At 51.4% G+C, this 18,697-nt stretch carries 11 protein-coding genes; 5 read left to right on the top strand and 6 right to left on the bottom strand.

The genetic code is table 11. From position 1 onward, the window contains the following. The first annotated feature begins 91 nt into the window (after positions 1 to 91). Complete coding sequence (gene argA / locus BZJ21_RS06775) at positions 92 to 1,423, top strand: amino-acid N-acetyltransferase (RefSeq protein WP_077669415.1); 1,332 nt, start codon at positions 92 to 94, stop codon at positions 1,421 to 1,423. Between the two features lie 12 nt (positions 1,424 to 1,435). Here the strand turns inward: argA and recD are convergent, their stop codons facing one another. The 5 genes from recD to BZJ21_RS06750 all read right to left on the bottom strand — a co-directional run bounded on the left by recD (position 1,436) and on the right by BZJ21_RS06750 (position 13,954). Then, the gene (gene recD, locus BZJ21_RS06770; protein WP_077669414.1) at positions 1,436 to 3,277 is read right to left on the bottom strand and encodes an exodeoxyribonuclease V subunit alpha; all 1,842 of its coding nucleotides are present in this window, start codon (positions 3,275 to 3,277) and stop codon (positions 1,436 to 1,438) included. Beyond that, positions 3,274 to 6,867, bottom strand: a complete 3,594-nt coding sequence (gene recB / locus BZJ21_RS06765) for an exodeoxyribonuclease V subunit beta (protein WP_077669413.1) — start codon at positions 6,865 to 6,867, stop codon at positions 3,274 to 3,276. The genes recD and recB overlap by 4 nt, the downstream gene beginning before the upstream one ends. A 151-nt stretch (positions 6,868 to 7,018) precedes the next feature. Beyond that, positions 7,019 to 9,265 carry a CehA/McbA family metallohydrolase gene (locus BZJ21_RS06760; protein ID WP_077669412.1) on the bottom strand — a complete coding sequence of 749 codons (2,247 nt, stop codon included), beginning with the start codon at positions 9,263 to 9,265 and terminating at the stop codon, positions 7,019 to 7,021. Between the two features lie 490 nt (positions 9,266 to 9,755). Next, a complete protein-coding gene (gene recC, locus BZJ21_RS06755) occupies positions 9,756 to 13,136 on the bottom strand; it encodes an exodeoxyribonuclease V subunit gamma (protein WP_077669411.1) in 3,381 nt (1,126 codons plus the stop codon). A gap of 134 nt (positions 13,137 to 13,270) precedes the next feature. Continuing rightward, a complete protein-coding gene (locus BZJ21_RS06750; RefSeq protein ID WP_021022046.1) occupies positions 13,271 to 13,954 on the bottom strand; it encodes a DNA-3-methyladenine glycosylase I in 684 nt (227 codons plus the stop codon). 83 nt (positions 13,955 to 14,037) lie between these two features. On the opposite strand from BZJ21_RS06750, the gene BZJ21_RS06745 reads away from it, so the two are divergent. The 4 genes from BZJ21_RS06745 (at position 14,038) to pheA (ending at position 17,823) form a co-directional block, all read left to right on the top strand. After that, on the top strand, positions 14,038 to 14,352 hold the full coding sequence (locus BZJ21_RS06745; RefSeq protein WP_077660046.1) for a YebG family protein: 315 nt from the start codon (positions 14,038 to 14,040) through the stop codon (positions 14,350 to 14,352). A gap of 248 nt (positions 14,353 to 14,600) precedes the next feature. After that, positions 14,601 to 15,632, top strand: a complete 1,032-nt coding sequence (gene dapD / locus BZJ21_RS06740) for a 2,3,4,5-tetrahydropyridine-2,6-dicarboxylate N-succinyltransferase (RefSeq protein WP_077669410.1) — start codon at positions 14,601 to 14,603, stop codon at positions 15,630 to 15,632. Positions 15,633 to 16,028: 396 nt separating this feature from the next. Further along, on the top strand, positions 16,029 to 16,379 hold the full coding sequence (gene hpf, locus BZJ21_RS06735) for a ribosome hibernation-promoting factor, HPF/YfiA family (RefSeq protein WP_021022049.1): 351 nt from the start codon (positions 16,029 to 16,031) through the stop codon (positions 16,377 to 16,379). Positions 16,380 to 16,638: 259 nt separating this feature from the next. Further along, positions 16,639 to 17,823 carry a prephenate dehydratase gene (pheA, locus tag BZJ21_RS06730; protein ID WP_077669409.1) on the top strand — a complete coding sequence of 395 codons (1,185 nt, stop codon included), beginning with the start codon at positions 16,639 to 16,641 and terminating at the stop codon, positions 17,821 to 17,823. 45 nt (positions 17,824 to 17,868) lie between these two features. Here the strand turns inward: pheA and BZJ21_RS06725 are convergent, their stop codons facing one another. After that, complete coding sequence (locus BZJ21_RS06725) at positions 17,869 to 18,195, bottom strand: hypothetical protein (RefSeq protein ID WP_021022051.1); 327 nt, start codon at positions 18,193 to 18,195, stop codon at positions 17,869 to 17,871. Between the last annotated feature and the right edge of the window lie 502 nt (positions 18,196 to 18,697).

The following is an 18,697-nucleotide window of genomic DNA, read 5'->3' as shown; positions in this document are numbered from 1 at the left end:
TCGTTTCACATGCGCACTGACACCGCACAGGACTTGACACTCAGACCTAAAAAAGAATAAAAAGGCATATAAAGTGAATAAATAAACGGATATGCGCGTGAAGATAAGAAGTACCGCACTGGTTAAAGGATTTCGCCAATCTGCACCTTATGTAAATGCTCACCGAGATAAAACCGCGGTAATCATGCTGGGTGGCGAGGCGATGGCGGATGAGAACTTTAAAAATATCGTCAATGATGTCGCGCTACTCAATAGCCTTGGCATGAAGCTAGTCTTGGTGTTTGGTGCCCGCCCGCAAATCAATCGCGCGCTCAATCAGTACGGACTGGAAACGCCTTATCATAAAGGAATACGCATCACCGACAGCCACGCGCTTGAAGTGGTCAAACAAGCCGCCGGCCAAGTGCAGCTCGACATCACCGCGCGTTTATCCATGGGGCTTAACAACACCCCAATGGCGGGTGCTCAGATTAATGTGATCAGTGGCAATTTTGTTATCGCGCAGCCGCTGGGTGTCGACGAGGGGATTGATTATTGTCACAGTGGCAAAATTCGCCGTATTGATACCGACGGTATTCAACGCCAACTGGATCAAAACGCGATTGTGCTGATGGGGCCAGTAGCCAGCTCAGTAACGGGAGAATGCTTTAACCTCACCTCTGAAGAAGTGGCGACTCAGGTCGCGATTCGGTTACGCGCAGACAAGCTGATTGGCTTTTGCTCTGAACAAGGGGTCTTAAACCCAGACAATGAGGTGATTTCTGAGTTACTGCCCACCCAAGCCCAGCCACTTCTAGAGGCGAGAGAAGCCGCTGGCGATACTGGCTCTGGCACTAGTCGCTTTTTACGGGGCGCAATTGCTGCGTGCCGCGCGGGAGTCACTCGCAGTCATTTGATTAGCTATAAAAAAGACGGCGCCTTGATCCAAGAGCTGTTCTCGATTGAAGGGATCGGCACCCAGATCGTGATGGAGCGTGCCGAAAAAGTGCGCCAAGCCCAGATTGACGATATCGGTGGGATCTTGGATTTGATCCGCCCGTTGGAGCAACAAGGGATCCTAGTACGCCGCTCGCGAGAACAATTGGAGCAAGAAATCCCACGCTTTACCATCATCGAGCGAGATGGATTAGTGATAGGCTGCGCCGCGCTCTACCCGTTTAGTGACGCGCGCACCGGCGAGATGGCATGTGTCGCCATTCATCCGGATTATCGTGATGGCGACCGCGGTGTCATGCTCCTCAATCACCTCAAACAACGCGCCAAAGCCAAAGGGCTTGAAACCATCTTTGTGCTCACCACCCACAGTTTGCATTGGTTTTTGGAGCAAGGCTTTTTGCTTTCCGATGTCTCGGCGCTCCCCAACACCCGCCAAGAGCTGTACAACTATCAGCGCCGGTCTAAGGTACTAACCTTAGCGCTTTAGCTGACCTCGCCATTATAAGGGCGCCAACAAGGCATCCGGCAAACCACTATACCTTGCGGTGCGTGCGCCCACACCGTGGCGCAGCACCGGCCAAGACGCGTAAAGATCAAGCTGGTGCTTCGCCCGCGTGATACCGGTGTAAATCAGCTCGCGGGTGATCACCGGTGAAATGGTGGGCGGACATACCAGGACTGTGTGCGCAAACTCCGAGCCCTGTGATTTATGCACCGTCATCGCAAACGCGGTTTGATGGGCGGGCAGACGGCTGGCAAGCAAATAGCGCACCTCGCCATCGTGGGTTTCAAACGCCACCCGGGTGATCCCCGCTTGCTGCACCGCAATGCCAATGTCACCGTTATACAAACCCAGTGCATGATCGTTTTGCATAATCATGATCGGCCGGCCGTGATACCAGGTGTCACGCTCTTTAGCTATCAGCCCCGCCGACGCCAAATGCTGTTCAATCGCTTGGTTGAGGCCAGCGACGCCAAATGGACCTTCGGTCAATGCGCATAACAATCGAAATTGGCTAAAGGCACTCAGCACATCGGCCATGGGCCGCTGATTTTCGAGCGTCGAATGATCGAGTGCCGTTAGGTAGTCGCGATACCCCGCCACCGCTTGAAGCATCAGGGTCTGATAGCTGTCATCACTCAACACATGGTGGGCAATATCGCCATAGCCGCGTTTTAACACCGCCCCCACCTCGGCCATCTCTCCTCGGTTCACCGCAAAGGCGAGCTGACCGATGCCGGATTGGGCATCAAAGCGATAACTTTTGCGCAATAAACACAAAGCACTGGCAATCGCTGGCGCGTGCGGGTTTTCGGGTACGTCAAAGCCTGTCAGTTGGCTTAAACGCGCTGCTTGCGCCGCTGGATAGCCCGCCTCGGCGTACTGACAAATATCGCCTAGCACCGCCCCCGCTTCCACAGAGGCAAGCTGATCTTTATCCCCCAGTAAAATAATGCGTGTTGAGGGCGCCAAGGCATCGAATAACTGCGCCATCAAGGGCAAGTCCACCATCGAGGCTTCATCGACAATCAACACATCCGCATGGACGGGATTATTTTTATGATGGCGAAACGCGACTCGCTGCGGAATCGCCCCTAATAATCGATGAATGGTACTGGCTTGGGTCGGCAGCGCCGCTTTCACGTCATGATCAACAGGCAAGGCGGCAATCGCCCGTCCTAGTGATTCAGTCAATCGGTTGGCCGCTTTGCCGGTCGGAGCGACCAGCTTGATGGTGAGCGCAGCAGACGTTGTACGCTCGGCGTGGTGCGACGCCACCAGCGCCGCCAACAAACGGGCGACGGTGGTGGTTTTACCCGTGCCCGGGCCCCCTGAAATCACCGCAAAAGGCTGGGTCAACGCGGTGGCTGCCGCCACTTTTTGCCAGTCAATCTCTGCCTGTGAGGCGGCAAATAAATTATCTAGGGTTTGTCTGGCCTCATCCGGTACCGGCAGCGCCGTCAAACGCTGGCGAATATGCCCGGCCACTTGCTGCTCGGCATGCCAGTAACGATGCAAATACAGTCGGTGTCCCGCAAGCACCAAGGGCGTCGCCTGCGTACCATCGGACACCACTGAGGCCTGCGCCAATTGCTTGCTTGGCGCTTGGCTATCAATGTGCGCCAATAAAGGCTGCCAAGCGACATCACTGGGTGGCTGCCACTGGTTTAAGTCAAGGCAGACGTGCCCTTTGCCCACTTCGCGACTCAGCAGCGCCGCCCATACGGTGATAGCAGCCTTATCTAATTGGTTTTCTTCTTCGCCCATCAAACAAGCAAATTGCACATCAATCGCTCGCAATTCCCCGCGCTGGTATAGTGCCATTAATGCTTGTTTCATACCGACTCTCCAGCAAAGAGGTTGTCCAAGGCGTCAATCAGCGCCTTGTCGGGGCGATGCGCGAATACACCGGTCTCGCCGCTATCACTGGCGCCCCGTAAAAAGAAATAAAACACGCCCCCCACATGGGTGTCGTAATCATAATCGGGGATCCGCTGGCGCAAAAAGCGGTGCAGCGCCAAGGTATAGATCTGATACTGAAAGTCGTATCGGTGCGCGATCATCGCCTCTTTAAGCGCATCAGGATGGTAATCGGCCACACTGTCCCCTAAATGGTTCGACTTCCAATCCAGCACGTAATACTTGCCATCGGCGCGGAAGGTTAAATCGATAAAACCTTTTAACATCCCGCGCGCTGTCTCAAAGGAGAGCTGTCCAGCACGCGCTGACAGTGCATCATATCGTGCGGCGAGTCGGTTCAGTCGCTGGCAGTCGAGTGCAGCCAAAGGCATCACGAACTCCATCTCCGTTAACCGACTGGCGTTGTCAATTTGATTCAGCATCAGCCCTTGTTCATTTAGCGGGTGTTTCAATACCTGTGTCATCCACTGCTGCAATATCGGGCACCACTGCGGGTCATAGTTTTCCAAGCTAAGGTGATGGGTAATAAGCTCAGCGACCTCTTCACTCATCAAATCAGCGGTAAAGTCCACCTCTTCAAACAAGGTATGTAAAAAGGTACCGGCTCGCGCGCCTTTGGGAAACGCAAAAACCGACCAAGGATCCACCGCCACATCCGGCGTCTCCTCATCGGCGAGGTCATCGTCCGCGTCCAAGTCGTAACTGGCTAATGTTGGCAAGGCGCTGACATGATGGCTCTGTTTTAACAGTCCTGAGTAACTGGTTAAGCGCCACTGACGGTCAATCTTGCCGTCAAACTGACGCGCGGTTAGCGCCTCGTGCGCCCCCGTTTCAGGGGCATAACGGCTATCATCCGGCTCCGGTGGCGCAACCACAGCCACCGCATCGCTCGCGCTCGCCAACCCAGCTAAACTCTCGGCCAGCAGGCTAGCATCACCGACTTCTCCATGCTGGAGCAAATAACCCAGGGCCGTTAAGTGCAAGGCCGAGTCTTTTTGCCGACTGTTACCTTGTTTAAGAGGCGCACAGCCGATAAAACACCCATACACGGCGCGCGTTACCGCCACATACAGCAAGCGAATATCTTCAGCTAGTCGCTCTTTTTCAGCGCGCTCTTTGCCTTCATCGACATTATCCAGCGCCAGCACCGGCTGATACTGTTCATCATGATAAAACGGTTGGCTGCTTTCGCGATACTGACAAGCGAACGGCAAGTAAACCAAATCGTATTCCAAGCCTTTCGATTTATGGATGGTGACGATTTGCACCAAATCACGCTCCGACTCCAACCGCACCTGCTGCTCTTCCGATTGTTGAGCCGGCTCGGCCATCCGCTCTTGTAGCCAGCGGATCAGCGCGTGTGGGTTGTCCAGTTGCTGGCTGGCACTTTGCAGCAACTCCGCAATATGCAAAAAGTCGGTCACACAGCGCTCGCCTTGGGGCATCGCCAACCAGTTTTCTGCCACTTGGCGGGCACTGGCGACTTGGCGCAGCATCGGCATCACCCCACGGCGCTGCCAAGTATCACGGTAATGGCTAAAGGCCACCACCTCTTGCTCCCACAAGGCTTCGTCTTGATTGAGTAATGCCAGCTGCTCGGCGGTCAGGCCAAATAAGGGGCTGGCTAGCGCTGCCCGCAACTTACGCTCGTTTTCAGGCTGCATGACCGCCACTAAGATGCGCTCAATATCGCTGGCGACAGGGCTGGCGAACACATTATCACGGTTAGAAAGATACACAGACGCCACGCCTTTTTCGGCCAGCGCTTGCTTGACCAGCTGTGCCTCGCGTCCGGTGCGCACCAACACGGCGATATTGTGCGGCTGAATTTCGGCTTGGCCGGAAGGCGTTTGTAGATAACTATTGCCCGCCACCGATTGGTTGAGCACTTGCGTGATATGCTGTGCGGTACTCACAGCTAAGGTCTGTTCAAAATCTTGCTTGCCACATAATTCATCCGGGCTGTGATGCCAAAAGGTGAGCGCGGGCTGCTCGTTTCCCTCCACCACCAGCGCCTTTTGTTTGGCGCTAGGCGAAGAGGCTACCTCTAAAAAGGGAATACTGTCTTGATAAACAAACGGTGCCTTCGCACGTGAGAACAAGGCATTGACTCCGCGTACCATGCCATCTGTCGAGCGCCAGTTGGTGGCAAGGTTATAGTGATCACTCACCTGCGCACGGGCATGAATATAGGTGAATATATCGGCGCCACGAAAGGCATAAATCGCCTGCTTAGGATCGCCAATCATCATTAAACCGGTGCGCTCACCCTCTTCCTCTGTGTCTGTCTCTGCGTCTGCGAATACAGGGGCATCGTCCGCCACTGGCGGCTGATAGACAGTGCTAAAAATCTGATATTGCAGCGGGTCGGTGTCTTGGAATTCATCAATCATTGCCACCGGATATAAGCTGCGAATACGTGCAGCCAACTGGCCTTGGCTATCTTGGTCAAGTGCGCTGGCAAGTTGAGAAAGGAGATCGTCAAACGAGAGCCACCCTTGACGGCGTTTTTCTTGGCGGAGCAGCTGCCTCACTTCTTTGATCGCCAGCGCGGTCAATCCCGGTTTTAACGTCGGCGGCTGATCAACCAATGCCTGAATTTGATCAAATAGCGCCAGACTCGGTGGCTCAGCTTTACTCTTGTCCGCCAACGTCTGTTTGGCGAATTTTTCCAATTTGTCGGGCAACTGGTAATCAAGCGTCTCGGCATTGGCCCATTGTTCCATCGCATTCAGCCAGTTCGCCAGATGATCTTTGCGATAACTGCGGCCATCGAGTTTAGCGGCACTGAGCTGCTCGGTGATCTGCTCCCCCGCCTCGCGCCATGCTCGCTTTACCCCGTCAATTTTGGCTATCGCCGCTTGGTGTGCCGCCATGAGATCTTCGCCGAGATCAGGCGCCTTAACCGTGACAGCCGGTCCGGATAAATAGGGCGCAATCTCTTTTAATAAGGCCTCCGGCGCGGGCCAGTAGCTGCTCACCACACCGGCTAACGATTTTGGCAGCGGATAAAAACGACGACGCCAAAAATCGGCCGCCGCGCGCGCTTTGATCTGTCGCTCGTCGGTGACAAATTCATGACTGAACAGGCTGCCCGACTCAAACGCATTTTGGGTCAGCATCCGCTGACAAAAACCGTGAATGGTATAGATAGCCGCTTCGTCCATCTGCCGCTCGGCCTCTAACAGACGCTGCGCCGCGGTTTTATGATCGCTAATCTCTGCCAGCAAAGGCTCAATGATGGGATCGTCACTCTCACCGCGCATAAAGGCAAAACGCGCCTCATGAATGCGACGCCGAATACGGTCTTTTAACTCTTGGGTTGCCGCTTCGGTAAACGTCACCACCAGTATTTGCTCGACCCGACACGGCGCTGCGCGGCCATGCCCAAGCAACAATCGCAGGTACAAGCCAGCAATGGTAAACGTCTTACCGGTGCCGGCGGAGGCTTCGATTAATCGAACGCCATCGAGTGGCAAGGTGAGCGGGTTGAGGATCTGCGGTTCCATATCATTATTTCATCGCCTAGTCTGCCCGCTATTGTAGCAACCCCTTGGGGTAAAACATATTCTAACCAAGGCAATCAATCTGCGCCGGTTAACATCACGATCAAAAAAGGCCAGCATGGCTGGCCTTGGTTCATTGATTGAGACGTAACGCTTACGACTGAAGCCAAACTGGGTTGGTCCATGCCGTGCTGCCGTCTTTGTCTTCCACTTCTAGGTTGATCCAGCCTTCTGCATCCGCAGGAATAGGCAGTGATAGCTCAAGACGCTGTGTGCTCTCTTCAGGGTTAATGGTAATGCTGTTTAGCACCTCACCACCTTGACCGATTAAACGCACTTCTTTGAGACCATCCGCGGCGACCACGTTAATATCCCATTTATCACCTGCTTTGGCGGTTTCACCAAACATGATGTTTTGTGGGTACAAGATTGGTCCCTGCGTGGCATAGCCGTGACCGGCTTTTAACGCTTTGGCAAAGGCGAGCGGCGTTAGCTCACCATCAACATTGGCCATCATACGAATACGCCCAGTGAGCTGGTTCCACGCATCATGGGTATCGGTACCGGCTGTGAGGTACATGGCTTCGCCTTGATCCCAAAGCTTGTGCGCTTTTTCAAGCGTCGGCTCGTTATCGACACGTGCGTTAAGCTCCATCAGGTCGAAACGGTCGGTCTTACCGCCCGGCACCGCATCCTTAGCGATATTGGTGAAGTAGCCATAATCGTTATATGGATGGTTCATCGGCACCACTTCTGCACCCATCTCATGTGCAGCATCAATCAGAGTATGCACGTCATCAGTACCCGGATCGACCGTCAGCGCCGCGCCATTGTCGATGGGGAACGGGTTCATGTGACCCCATGATGGCGAGATCTCAATCGATGGAATGAAAGGCACGCCGCGTTTTGCTGATAAATCAGCAAATACTTTGTGATTAATGGTGGAGTCGTGATCACTGATAAAGGTCAGATCCAAGTCGGTAGCTAGCTGAGCACGCACCACGATTTCTGGTGGGGTTACCCCTTCCAGCACATTGCCGTGGTGGTGCAAGTCTGCCCCGTACCATTGGTGGCGATTCGGGAAGGTTACCTGAGGCACTTTCACCACTTGTTGGTTGGTTTTGCCCGATTCGAGCGTTACATCCAAGGTTTGTGATTCTGCAGTAAAGCCTGCACCGGCATTAATGCCCAGCTTGTATTCACCCGGTGCTAGGTTTAGCTCCGCATGGCCGGCAGGCAGCAAGTCCGTGAAGAAGGTGCGTTTACCCAAGAATTCAACCGGTGGCGCTTGGCCTTCAATGATAGTCACACGTGCGTCTTTAGCCACGCCAGACACCGCTTCTTCTACGTTAAGCGCAAGGGTCGCAGGGCTTTTTAGCGAGGTGAAATTCAGTGTTTGCTCGCCATCAGCGCTCACATTAATAGATTGCGACTGACTGTTGGCATGGCCGGTTGCCGTACCATAAACCTGATACTCGCCGGCTGGTAGCTCCATGCTGTACTGGCCATCTTTGGCAAGCGTCCACGCGTAAGGGTGACCGTCTTTTTCAATCATTACCAAGGCATCGTTTGGCACTCGCCCATTATCAGCGCGCAATTTACCTTCAATGGTGCCTGTCGCTTCACCATGACGTTCGGCTTCGGCTTTGACAATCGGCGCCATGTCACCGTTCGGGACAACCTGTAGCTGAGACTCAAACGTACGGCTTTCACCGGCTTTGAGCGTGTGACCTAGATACATATCGCGACCGTTGTATTTAATGCGGTCAAAGTAAGGCGCATGCAGCGCGAACGCCCAATCACGGTCATACGCGACCATGCGATCGGCGAGGGCATTGTCCGCCATCGCTTCTTCATTGCCTTCAAGCCCTGGTACCGCGAACTGATAACCCGTATCCGGCCAGATCGTGTGGCCAGATTCTAGCTCGAGATCATCCTCACCCTGGTTATTCATCACGGTTTTAAGAGCAATCGCGTCAGAGCCTGCAGCCAAGGTATACCAAGTAGTAATGTCGACTTTGTCGAAGTTACGGCTCACTTTGATCACTGCTTTTTCATCGCTGTCTTCAACAATCTCAATCGACTTGCGATCGTTCGGCCAGGCTGACCAGCTGTTGGGGATGAAATCTGCAAAAGCGACTCGGTCTAGATCAATTTTGCCATTTTTCACCGCCGCGAGATCCACCAAGGTACCACGTGGCACACCCCACGGTGGCGCAGACTCAACCGCCAATGCAAACGCGACATGCTCGTTTTTTACCGTGATGTCTTGGGCGTGCGTTGCCTCGCCATCGGGGATCGCAGTCTTACCCTGAGTAATGCTGACGTCGGCGTGCGCTGAGGCACCCAGCAAAAGGCCAGAGACCAAGGTCGCCACCGCGCTTTTTGAGAATTTATGCATGAAGGCACATCCTTTTTTTCATGGTTTGTTATATGAATTTTCGATGACATTGTGCGTTAAGTTAATTACACGTTCAAATAAAAAACAGAACAAAGGCCTCTATAAACAACACAAAAACGATGCCCTCTAATCATTAAATTAAAGATAAGATAATGATCTTAATTATAATTAAAATGTAACTCTGCATTAAAATGATCGTTTAAAAAATATTTAGACCCCAAATAGATTGACCCCTAACGAGCAACGTAATGTGCAATCTTTAACCAACACAATGGTAACAAACATGACAAAAAAGATGGTTTTATCGACGAGCCACCCATTTTCTCTATCCTAGTAGTTAATTTCTAAAAATGAATATAAAGTCAAAAATTAAGAGTAAATAACCACAAAAGAGCCATACATAGACTTGGCTAACAGGGAGAAGAGTGGGAAAGAGAGTGGATAGAGGGGGAAACGGCGCCGCACTATTCCTATGAGGCGCCTTTGGTGATTAGCGTTTTTGTCGCTGCGCAAGCATCGGCATTAAGTGGCGATCGCCTGTAGCTAATAGCGCTTGACCGAAACTCTCGTGCCATTGCGGCCATACGCGATACACATAAGGGTCTTGGACTTCACCAGGATTAAAGCCCCCGATAAAGGCATCACGCATCGCTTTCAGCGCTTTGTCTTGGCCGGTGTCACTGTTATCAAAGCCTTTTTTTCCATCTCGGGCTTTTATCCCGGCCCCGACCGTACTTGGCAGATAAGTAAGCGGCTGATTCAGGCCATTTTGATAGTCTTCAACCAAGGCTTGTAGATGTGCAAGCGCGTCACCTTTGCTGAGTGGGGAAAACTCGATGGTTTCTTTCACGCCCACCAACGTGCTCGGCACCGCTTCGCCCATCGCGCATTGGCATAAATGATCGATCCATACCGCAAGCTGATGACGCACGGTCAGATCGCCGCAATGAAAGCGGACCAAGCTGTCTTGATAACGCCGATTGAGCCAGCCTTGCAATTGCACCTCGCCCAACGCAGTAGGAAGAGTCAGATTAAGCTCAAGATCAGGGCGCGGCGCGGCGAGCAAAGGCGTTAAACGTTGGTACATATCACGGATCACCGTGACTTGCGTATCCAAGGTCAGTTCGCCAAAGTACGCCAAAGGCAACTTGCCCTGGCCACGCTGTCGGGCCATAAAATCCTGCACACTTTGGGGACTGTCATCGGTTTCAATAAAGTGCGCTAACAGCTGATCACGCAGCTGAAAGCGGTGCAAGGTATCTAAACTAAAGGGTTCGAATTCTTCTAGCGGCGCTTCTAACTGCTCAAAGAAGACTTTCAAGCGGCGTTGGAAAAAATAGCGCACGGGCAACCGCCAAAAGCGCTGTAACTCAGCCAACTCAATCACAGGATCCTGGTGGCTGTCCGGATCAGGGCTTAACGCATCGCCAATAAATGCTGGCAGTTGCGTCCCTTGCCCTTTGGCGGCCGGCAGCCACTCTTGCGCGTAGCTACCACCATGAGCGAACGCCTGTGGGCTAAAGGGCGTCAGTGGATGCGTCTGGATAAGCTTTTCTTCCAACCGCTGGCGTGACTGCGCTTCGGGTAAATCGCCGTCACCGGCCAAACAGTAGCCCTGAGTGCAATACTCAAGCAACTCGGTGACCAGTACCGATGGGACTTTTAAGCTGTTGTCTTGCACTGAGCGACCGACATAACTGATATATAAACTTTGCTGTGCCGACTGCAGCGCTTCTAAAAACAGATAACGGTCATCGTCGCGGCGCGAGCGATCCCCCGCCCGCGTCCGACCGACCATCAAATCAAAGCCGACACTGGGCACAGTGCGCGGGTACACGCCATCGTTCATCCCCAGCAGACACACCACATCGAAGGGAATGGAGCGCATTGGCATCAAGGTACAAAAGTTAACCTGCCCGGCCAAAAAGCGCTGGCTGACTCGCTCGTTATTGAGGCGACCATTAAAGTAATCGCGCACCACGGGCAAGGTTAGCGTATGGGTAAAGGCGGCATCGCTGAGCTGTGTCAGCCAACTGTCCAACTGGGTGCGGATAAGCTTTATCGCTAACTCTTCATCCCCTTCAATGGCAAAGCAGTCATCCAGCATTTGGGTCAACCGCGCCACCCACGTCTTGCCATCGCATTCAATCGCCAGTTGCTGCTGGTAGTAAATCAAGGTGTCGATAAACAGCCCTAAACGCCCAGCAAGCTCCGCATTAAGCCCTTGGACTTCATCATAAGGCACGGTGTCTGCAAACAATCCAGCCTCACTCGGCATCGCATAGCCAAGTAACATACGTTTCAGGCCAAACAGCCAGGTGTTTTGATATTGCTCGGGCAAGGCAAACTGGCTCGCGGTATGGGTATCAAGCCCCCAGCGAATGCCCGTTTCTTCCACCCACTGTTTAATCTGATCAAACTGTTGGCTATCGATGGCAAAACGGCGCGATACCGTCGGTACCTCAAGAATTTCCAACAGCTCCGCCGCACTACACCGACTATCGGGCAAGGTGAGTAAGCGTAAAAATGCCGCCAACACTGGGCTTTCTTGATCAGCGCTGCGATCTGAGATGGAAAAAGGAATAAAACGCTCGCGAGGCGCATTACCAAACACCGCTTGAATAGCCGGACTGTAGGCATTGATATCCGCCACCATCACAATCACATCGCGGGGGCTAAGCGATGGGGTGGCCTCAAACATCGCGAGCAGCTGATCGTGCAGCACTTCAACTTCACGCATCGGGCTGTGACAGGCATGGATTGCGATCGAAGCATCATCTGGCTTGATTTCTGTTTTCGCCGCACTGGTTTCAGTCTGCTTGGGATCGCCCGGCTCATTCAAATCCAAAATATCGGCTTGGATGTGATGCAGCAGATTATCGCGAGTGACCTCAACAAAGCCACTATCAATCTCATTACAGGCCATTTCCGAGAGTAGCAGTAAGTTATCGCGCCCCAGTTTTCCCATCGACGCCAGCAAACTGTTCCCTACTTCACCATGCTCGGGCTCATCAAGCCCCAGTGCCAATTGGCTCTCGGCGGGGATGTCTTCAATTCGGCTGATTTTATCCCGCGCTAATGCGGCACGTTTAGCCAGATAGCGCTTGTCGCGAATATCCCCCCAGTAATAACGGCACGGGTTGGTGAACATAAAGTGCACCTCTACGTGCTCACCCAGTGCTTGTAACGCATCCAGATAGCGTGGTGGGAGCGCGGAGATGCCAAACACAAAGACCCGCTCAATATCAGCCAGTCCCGCAGGTTTGTGCTGATGACTGGTTAAGGTATCGATAAACTCTTGATACAAATTGGCGCGATGGTAAGGCGATTGGCCCAACGCCAAGGTGTGATCGTATAAGCGGCGCCACAGTTTTTGCTGCCAAGGTTGCACATCGTCAAGCTCTGGCACTGGTTGTTCTTGCTCCCATGCCAGCACCCACTCGGGGCGATAGACCAAATACTGATCGAAAATATCGGCCACTTTTTCGGCCAGCTGATAAGCACGCTGCTGATCCTGGCTATCTTCTAAATACGCGGCTAAATCAGCGAACTCAGGCTCATCCAGACAGCTGGGTAAGATGTCCATCAGCTTCCATGTCATCGCCTCTTTATTGAAATCACTGCGCTCAGGCACACCATCCAACACTCGCACAAATAGCTGCCAGATAAAGGTAGCGGGAAGCGGGAATTCGACATTAGCGACAATCTGCTGCTCGTTAGCGAGTGCCATTTTTAACCACTGCGCCATGCCGGGGCTTTGCACCAGAATAAGTTCTTTTTGAAAAGGGTCAGACAGCGGTCGCTGTTGGATCAGGGAGACCAACAGCGATTTCAACAGATCGAGCTGATTAGAGTGATAAACAGTAAACACAAGGCGCTCACATGGGAAAGATAACTGGCATCGATTGTGGCCGATTGCCGTGATAAGCGCAAACCGCCACCGACACGCTGCGACCTTGCACACGACTTGCTAACTGTGTGATAGCACAGCAAATCGCTGAGCGATTAAACGCGATTATCACCCACACTGAAGGCAATCAGCTGGCTGATATGGTTCAGTGAACGGCCCGACTCTTGCTGCCACTCATTAAATGCCTGTTGCGCGGCTTGCATCGCCCGCTTGGTCTCTCGGCCGCTATCAACGATTTTAGTCGCGCGCAGATAGTGCTCAATATCGCGGGTGAACAAGAAGGTGTCCTTGCCCATTCGGCGCAAGGTATAAGCACCCGTATTACCGCCTAAACGCTTACCGTGCTTTTTTAAATACTGCCATAAACCAACAATATCTTCGCTGGGCCAATCGGCGACAAACTGGCTAAAACTGCCATGCGATTGCTGCACGCGGTGGATCATTTCCGCATTGTGTGGAATGGTCATCACCTTGGTTAAGTGGCGAATGATCGCGGGGTTCGTCGCTTTCTCTTCCCACATTTCTGGCGGCATCAACAACATTTTGTCGATATCAAATCCCCAAAAAACCTCTTCGAACCCCGGCCACTTTTTGCGTACCACCTGCCAGCTAATTCCAGATTGAAATACCTTCTGGCTAAACGCTGCTAACCAGCGATCATCCGGTATTTCACACAGCGCCTGATGTTCAAGCGGTGCCACCAGCATGCGTTCTAATTCTCGTTGACCACCTTTGCGATCGGCGGCACGTTGATAAATGGTGCTAAATTTTTCTCTCATGTCACAATCACGGCAGGGTCGGTAGACAATGGCCCTTATCCTACTGTATAAAAAGACAGTAAATCAACGAAGAGAGGGTAATTATGGCCGTTATCGTCAAGTACGTGGTCGAACGCGAGGGAGAAGAAAAGATGACATTTACCTCCAAAGCCGAAGCCGATGCCTACGATAAAATGTTGGATATGGCAGATGCGATGTTCGACTTGATTGGAGAAAGCGAACTAGTAGACGACGAAGAAAAGCGTGAAGCCTTGTCGCTATACCTTGCTCAACACAAAGACTCGGTCCTCGAGGCGCTGGGCGCCAAACGTAAAGCCGTCAAGAAAAAACCGGCGAAAGCGAGTGACAGTAAAACGGATGAAAGTAGCGACGACAGCAAAGACGCTGACGCTGCCTAGTACTCCCATTGCTGATCCTGTTGGCATCCGCGAAAGAGCAAGCCCACTTGGCTTGCTTTTTTTATACGCTGAACCTGTATTTCACTCGCAAGGTATCACCCACGCTATGCATCAACACGAATCAGTGCCCCGACCTGTGTGGGATTTTACCTTGGTGTTCAGTTGAGTACTTCCAACCGCTGGCGGTTGTCTTTAAGATGAAGCGTTCGATGTTTTAAGCCCAAATATCTATAAGGAGATCTCCCCCAATGGCAAGCTTTGCTCTGGCACTCGGTACCGCGACCCAAAACCAGGACGGAAAAATCATTGAAGCCTTTTTCCCGGCTCCGCTTCTTAACCCGAGCGATGATCTTGTCCGCGCATTAAGCGCGCTGACAGATTACGACGCGGGTAATCAGGTAGTAGCGATTGCACCAGAAACCTGTAGTGCTATCAGTGAAGCCTTCGCGGCGGCTGGCGCTCAAGAGGCCGCTCATTTCGCCAACATGGCACAACAAACTACCCAACCGCTGGTGCTGGTGATCCTCGAAAATGACAGCAAGCCTGCATCGGTTGCAGAAGGCTTTTTGAAGCTTCAACTGATCTCACACCGCTTAGTCAAACCACACGGTGTGGTACTTGACGGACTCTTTGGTCTGCTACACAACATTGCTTGGACCAACCAAGGCCCGATCGACTTGCCAGAGTTGCCTGAGCGTCAGATGGAAGCGCGTTTGAAAGGCGAAACGCTGACCGTTGAGTGCGTGGATAAATTCCCGAAAATGACCGATTACGTGGTACCTGCCGGTGTGCGTATTGCCGATACCGCCCGCGTTCGCTTGGGCGCCCATGTCGGTGAAGGCACCACAGTGATGCACGAAGGCTTTATCAACTTTAATGCGGGCACCGAAGGCAAAAGCATGATTGAAGGCCGCATCTCTGCGGGTGTAATGGTCGGTCAAGGAAGTGATATTGGTGGTGGCGCGTCGATTATGGGTACCCTCAGTGGCGGCGGCCAGATTGTCGTATCGATTGGCGAGAATTCACTATTAGGTGCCAACGCGGGTCTTGGTTTCCCATTGGGCGATCGTTGTACCATCGAATCGGGTCTGTATGTGACCGCGGGCACTAAGGTAACCATGCTAGATGCTGATGGAAAAGCAGTAGAAAGTATCAAAGCGCGTGATTTGGCGGGCAAAGCGGATCTACTGTTCCGCCGTAACTCAAAAACAGGAGCGGTTGAGTGTTTGACCAACAAGAGTGCGGTTGAGCTCAACCACGAGCTACACGCGAATAACTAATGCTTTGATTATTTATCAGCGCATTATCAGGCGGCCATCATGGTCGTCTTTTTTATGCCCAGTTTGCTTGAGCCACTCTCGTTTCACCGCAGTGCACCAAAAAGCACAAGCAGATTTGTGGCACATTTTTAACCACAGGGAAAAATAGGAAAATACACAGGCGCGACGCGGCCCTGACTGGCGGATAAATCAGCATTCGTGACCTCTCCCAAGGTAGCATTTTTGTCTTTAAGTTCAAGGGATTTCATGCTTCACAAATGTCAGGATCCGTGAAGGCTCACAGTTCAACTTTTCGTTTTTTCTCCCCCCTTTAAACATGAGCCAAGTCACGTTATCAATGGCGTAAAGCGGTAATCTAAAGATGAACCTAATACAGGGGAACAAAGAGGAACGAGTATGAGAGTGGAAATTGCAGGCAAAAACATCGAAATCACTCCCGCCATCCGTGAGCGCATCGAAAGCCGCTTTGATAAGTTGGCCAAGTGGCAGGTGGCACTCATCAATCCTCACGCTGTGATCAGTAAAGAGCCAAACCACCAGTTTAAAGTCGAAGCCAAAGCTGGGTTGCCGGGCTCAACGCTGGTTGCCTCAGCAGAAAGCGATGACATGTACAAAGCAATTAATGATGTGGGCCAAAAGCTCGAGAAGCAACTGAATAAGGTCCAACACAAAGGCGAAGCACGTCGCAATGATAAATCTGCTGCGACGGTTGCGATGGAAGAAAATCCAACCGACGAGGAAATCTAACCCTCAGCGCAACACCTAAATCGCTAAACATGTTAGCCCCGTCTTCGCGGGGCTTTTTGATCCTTGACACGCCAGCCTGCGCCCCATATGGTTAATCCATACGCAAACATAACAACACAACGCCCAATGCTGATTGACGCTCGTTTTTTTCGCTTCTTTTTTATCTCGCCAACGCGGGAGGAAGCGTGCTAAGCCCAATCAGCCTGGCGCACTAACCTCCCAACCGGGAGGTTTTTTTGTATTAGAACAAGGATAATTTATGTCAGACACACCACGCCCACTGGATGAGATACGCACGCGAATAAGCCAGCTTGATCAAGAGCTGCTGACACTATTGGCCGAGCGCCGTCGCTTAAGCCTAGACGTCGCCAAAAACAAAGTCGCGGTGCAAAAACCGATTCGCGATCAAGCCCGTGAGCAAGCCTTATTAGAAAAGCTGGTGACCAAAGCGCAAGATCACCAGTTAGATGCTCACTATGTGCTGAGCCTGTTTCACACCATTATCGAAGACTCGGTGCTGATTCAGCAACGCTATTTACAAAACCTCGCTAATCCCGACAATCAGCGTCCGGTGGCACGAGTTTCTTTCCTGGGCAACCAAGGCTCATACTCCTACCTCGCCGCGCGCCAGTACTTTAGCCGCAAGCAAACCGAACTGGTGGAGATGGCCTGTGACAGCTTTAAAAAGGTGGTAGAAACGGTAGAAACCGGCCATGCCGACTATGGTATCTTACCGGTAGAAAACACCAGCTCTGGCTCAATCAACGAAGTGTACGATCAGCTGCAGCACACACGTTTATCGATTGTCGGTGAGCTTACGCTGCCTATCGACCACTGCCTGCTGACTGTCGGCGACCAAGACCCAAACCAAATTGATACCTTGTATGCCCACCCGCAACCGCACCAGCAATGCAGCGAATACATTGATACTTTGGGTAAAGTGAAGAAGATTTATTGCTCCAGCACCGCTGAAGCCATGCAACAAGTGGCGGATTTAGACCAGCCTAATGTGGCCGCGATTGGCCATGCTGCCAGTGGTGAGTTTTACGGTTTAACCGCGATTAAGAGCGAGATTGCCAACCAACAGCAAAATCACACTCGATTTATTGTCGTGGCTCGTAAGCCGGTTAAAGTATCATCACTGACCCCTGCCAAGACCACCTTTATTATGTCGACGTCACAACAAGCGGGTTCCTTGGTGGAGTGTTTAATGGTATTGCGCGAGCGTGGCATCAATATGACCAAGCTTGAATCTCGGCCAGTACTCGGTAACCCGTGGGAAGAGATGTTTTACGTCGATGTTGAGGCCAATATGGCTAGCAACCTGATGCAAAGTGCGCTGGACGAACTCACTACTCTTACCCGTTATCTAAAGGTGCTCGGCTGCTACCCGTCAGAGACCATTTCTCCCACCGAGGTATCGCTGCCGGACAGCAACGAATAATCATAAGTTACCGATAAAAAAAGCCTACGATGTGGGCTTTAATTATTAATACCAATGTCCATATGGAATATCTCTGGCGTCCTTAGGCAGTTTTCTTAACGTGTATTCATCCTTCAAGTATAATTTTTCAAAATTATTTCTTCTAGCTCCAGCAGGAGGCATATCTCTAAGTATTTTAACAATTGATTGTATTTCCTTAGACTCAAATCGACACCCGCGCGATAAAGCATCATGTAGTATAGGAATTAAAGCATTATATTTTTCATTTGCATCTTTTTTGTCTTCTAGTAGTCCATACATCATTTCCAAAGGTGTAGCCAAAGGAGATGCTTTAGATATAGAGCCTAAAAGTGACTTAGAATTCATACTCATTTTATAATGACCTTTGCTATCGCAGCATTAATGCCAACCTCGATTAAAAAAAGAGAATAATGACTAGAACTAAAGCTCTGATCCCAATATCTTAAAATGGGGTATAAATAGTCAGCAATAGTTATTGCAACATATGATAAAGCGATAATTCTACACTCTAAATCGCTAAAAATGACTATATTTCGATACTTTGAATATAATGCGATAATGACAAAAAACATCACAACAGGTGATATGAAATTAATAGCGTGCTCAACATAGTCTCCAACTGTAGACATTGAAAATAACAAAGAAGAGCTGAACACTATATAGATGAAACCCACTAACGGAAAATATCTATTCTGCATAAAAGTCTTATTTAAATTAGTATTTAGGTAAAGGAACAATAAAAAAACCGAAAAACACTATACCCAATTAACTTGAAGATGCATGATTGAACATCTGAAAGTTATCGTTAATACGAGACGTCAAAGACCCTGCGATCTCAGGAAGAGTCACAGTA

It is taken from the genome of Salinivibrio costicola subsp. alcaliphilus (assembly GCF_001996185.1).
In the GTDB taxonomy this organism is placed as follows: domain Bacteria; phylum Pseudomonadota; class Gammaproteobacteria; order Enterobacterales; family Vibrionaceae; genus Salinivibrio; species Salinivibrio costicola.
Note: the sequence above shows the minus strand (reverse complement) of the source record. Positions and strands in the feature narration are given on the sequence as shown.

What these genes read in the sequence shown, in the direction of transcription:
- BZJ21_RS06750 (WP_021022046.1), bottom strand. Translation starts at nt 13,954, where the DNA reads ATGAGAGAAAAATTTAGCACCATTTATCAACGTGCCGCCGATCGCAAA.
- BZJ21_RS06760 (WP_077669412.1), bottom strand. Translation starts at nt 9,265, where the DNA reads ATGCATAAATTCTCAAAAAGCGCGGTGGCGACCTTGGTCTCTGGCCTT.
- BZJ21_RS06725 (WP_021022051.1), bottom strand. Translation starts at nt 18,195, where the DNA reads ATGAGTATGAATTCTAAGTCACTTTTAGGCTCTATATCTAAAGCATCT.
- recD (WP_077669414.1), bottom strand. Translation starts at nt 3,277, where the DNA reads ATGAAACAAGCATTAATGGCACTATACCAGCGCGGGGAATTGCGAGCG.
- recB (WP_077669413.1), bottom strand. Translation starts at nt 6,867, where the DNA reads ATGGAACCGCAGATCCTCAACCCGCTCACCTTGCCACTCGATGGCGTT.
- hpf (WP_021022049.1), top strand. Translation starts at nt 16,029, where the DNA reads ATGAGAGTGGAAATTGCAGGCAAAAACATCGAAATCACTCCCGCCATC.
- argA (WP_077669415.1), top strand. Translation starts at nt 92, where the DNA reads ATGCGCGTGAAGATAAGAAGTACCGCACTGGTTAAAGGATTTCGCCAA.
- BZJ21_RS06745 (WP_077660046.1), top strand. Translation starts at nt 14,038, where the DNA reads ATGGCCGTTATCGTCAAGTACGTGGTCGAACGCGAGGGAGAAGAAAAG.
- pheA (WP_077669409.1), top strand. Translation starts at nt 16,639, where the DNA reads ATGTCAGACACACCACGCCCACTGGATGAGATACGCACGCGAATAAGC.
- dapD (WP_077669410.1), top strand. Translation starts at nt 14,601, where the DNA reads ATGGCAAGCTTTGCTCTGGCACTCGGTACCGCGACCCAAAACCAGGAC.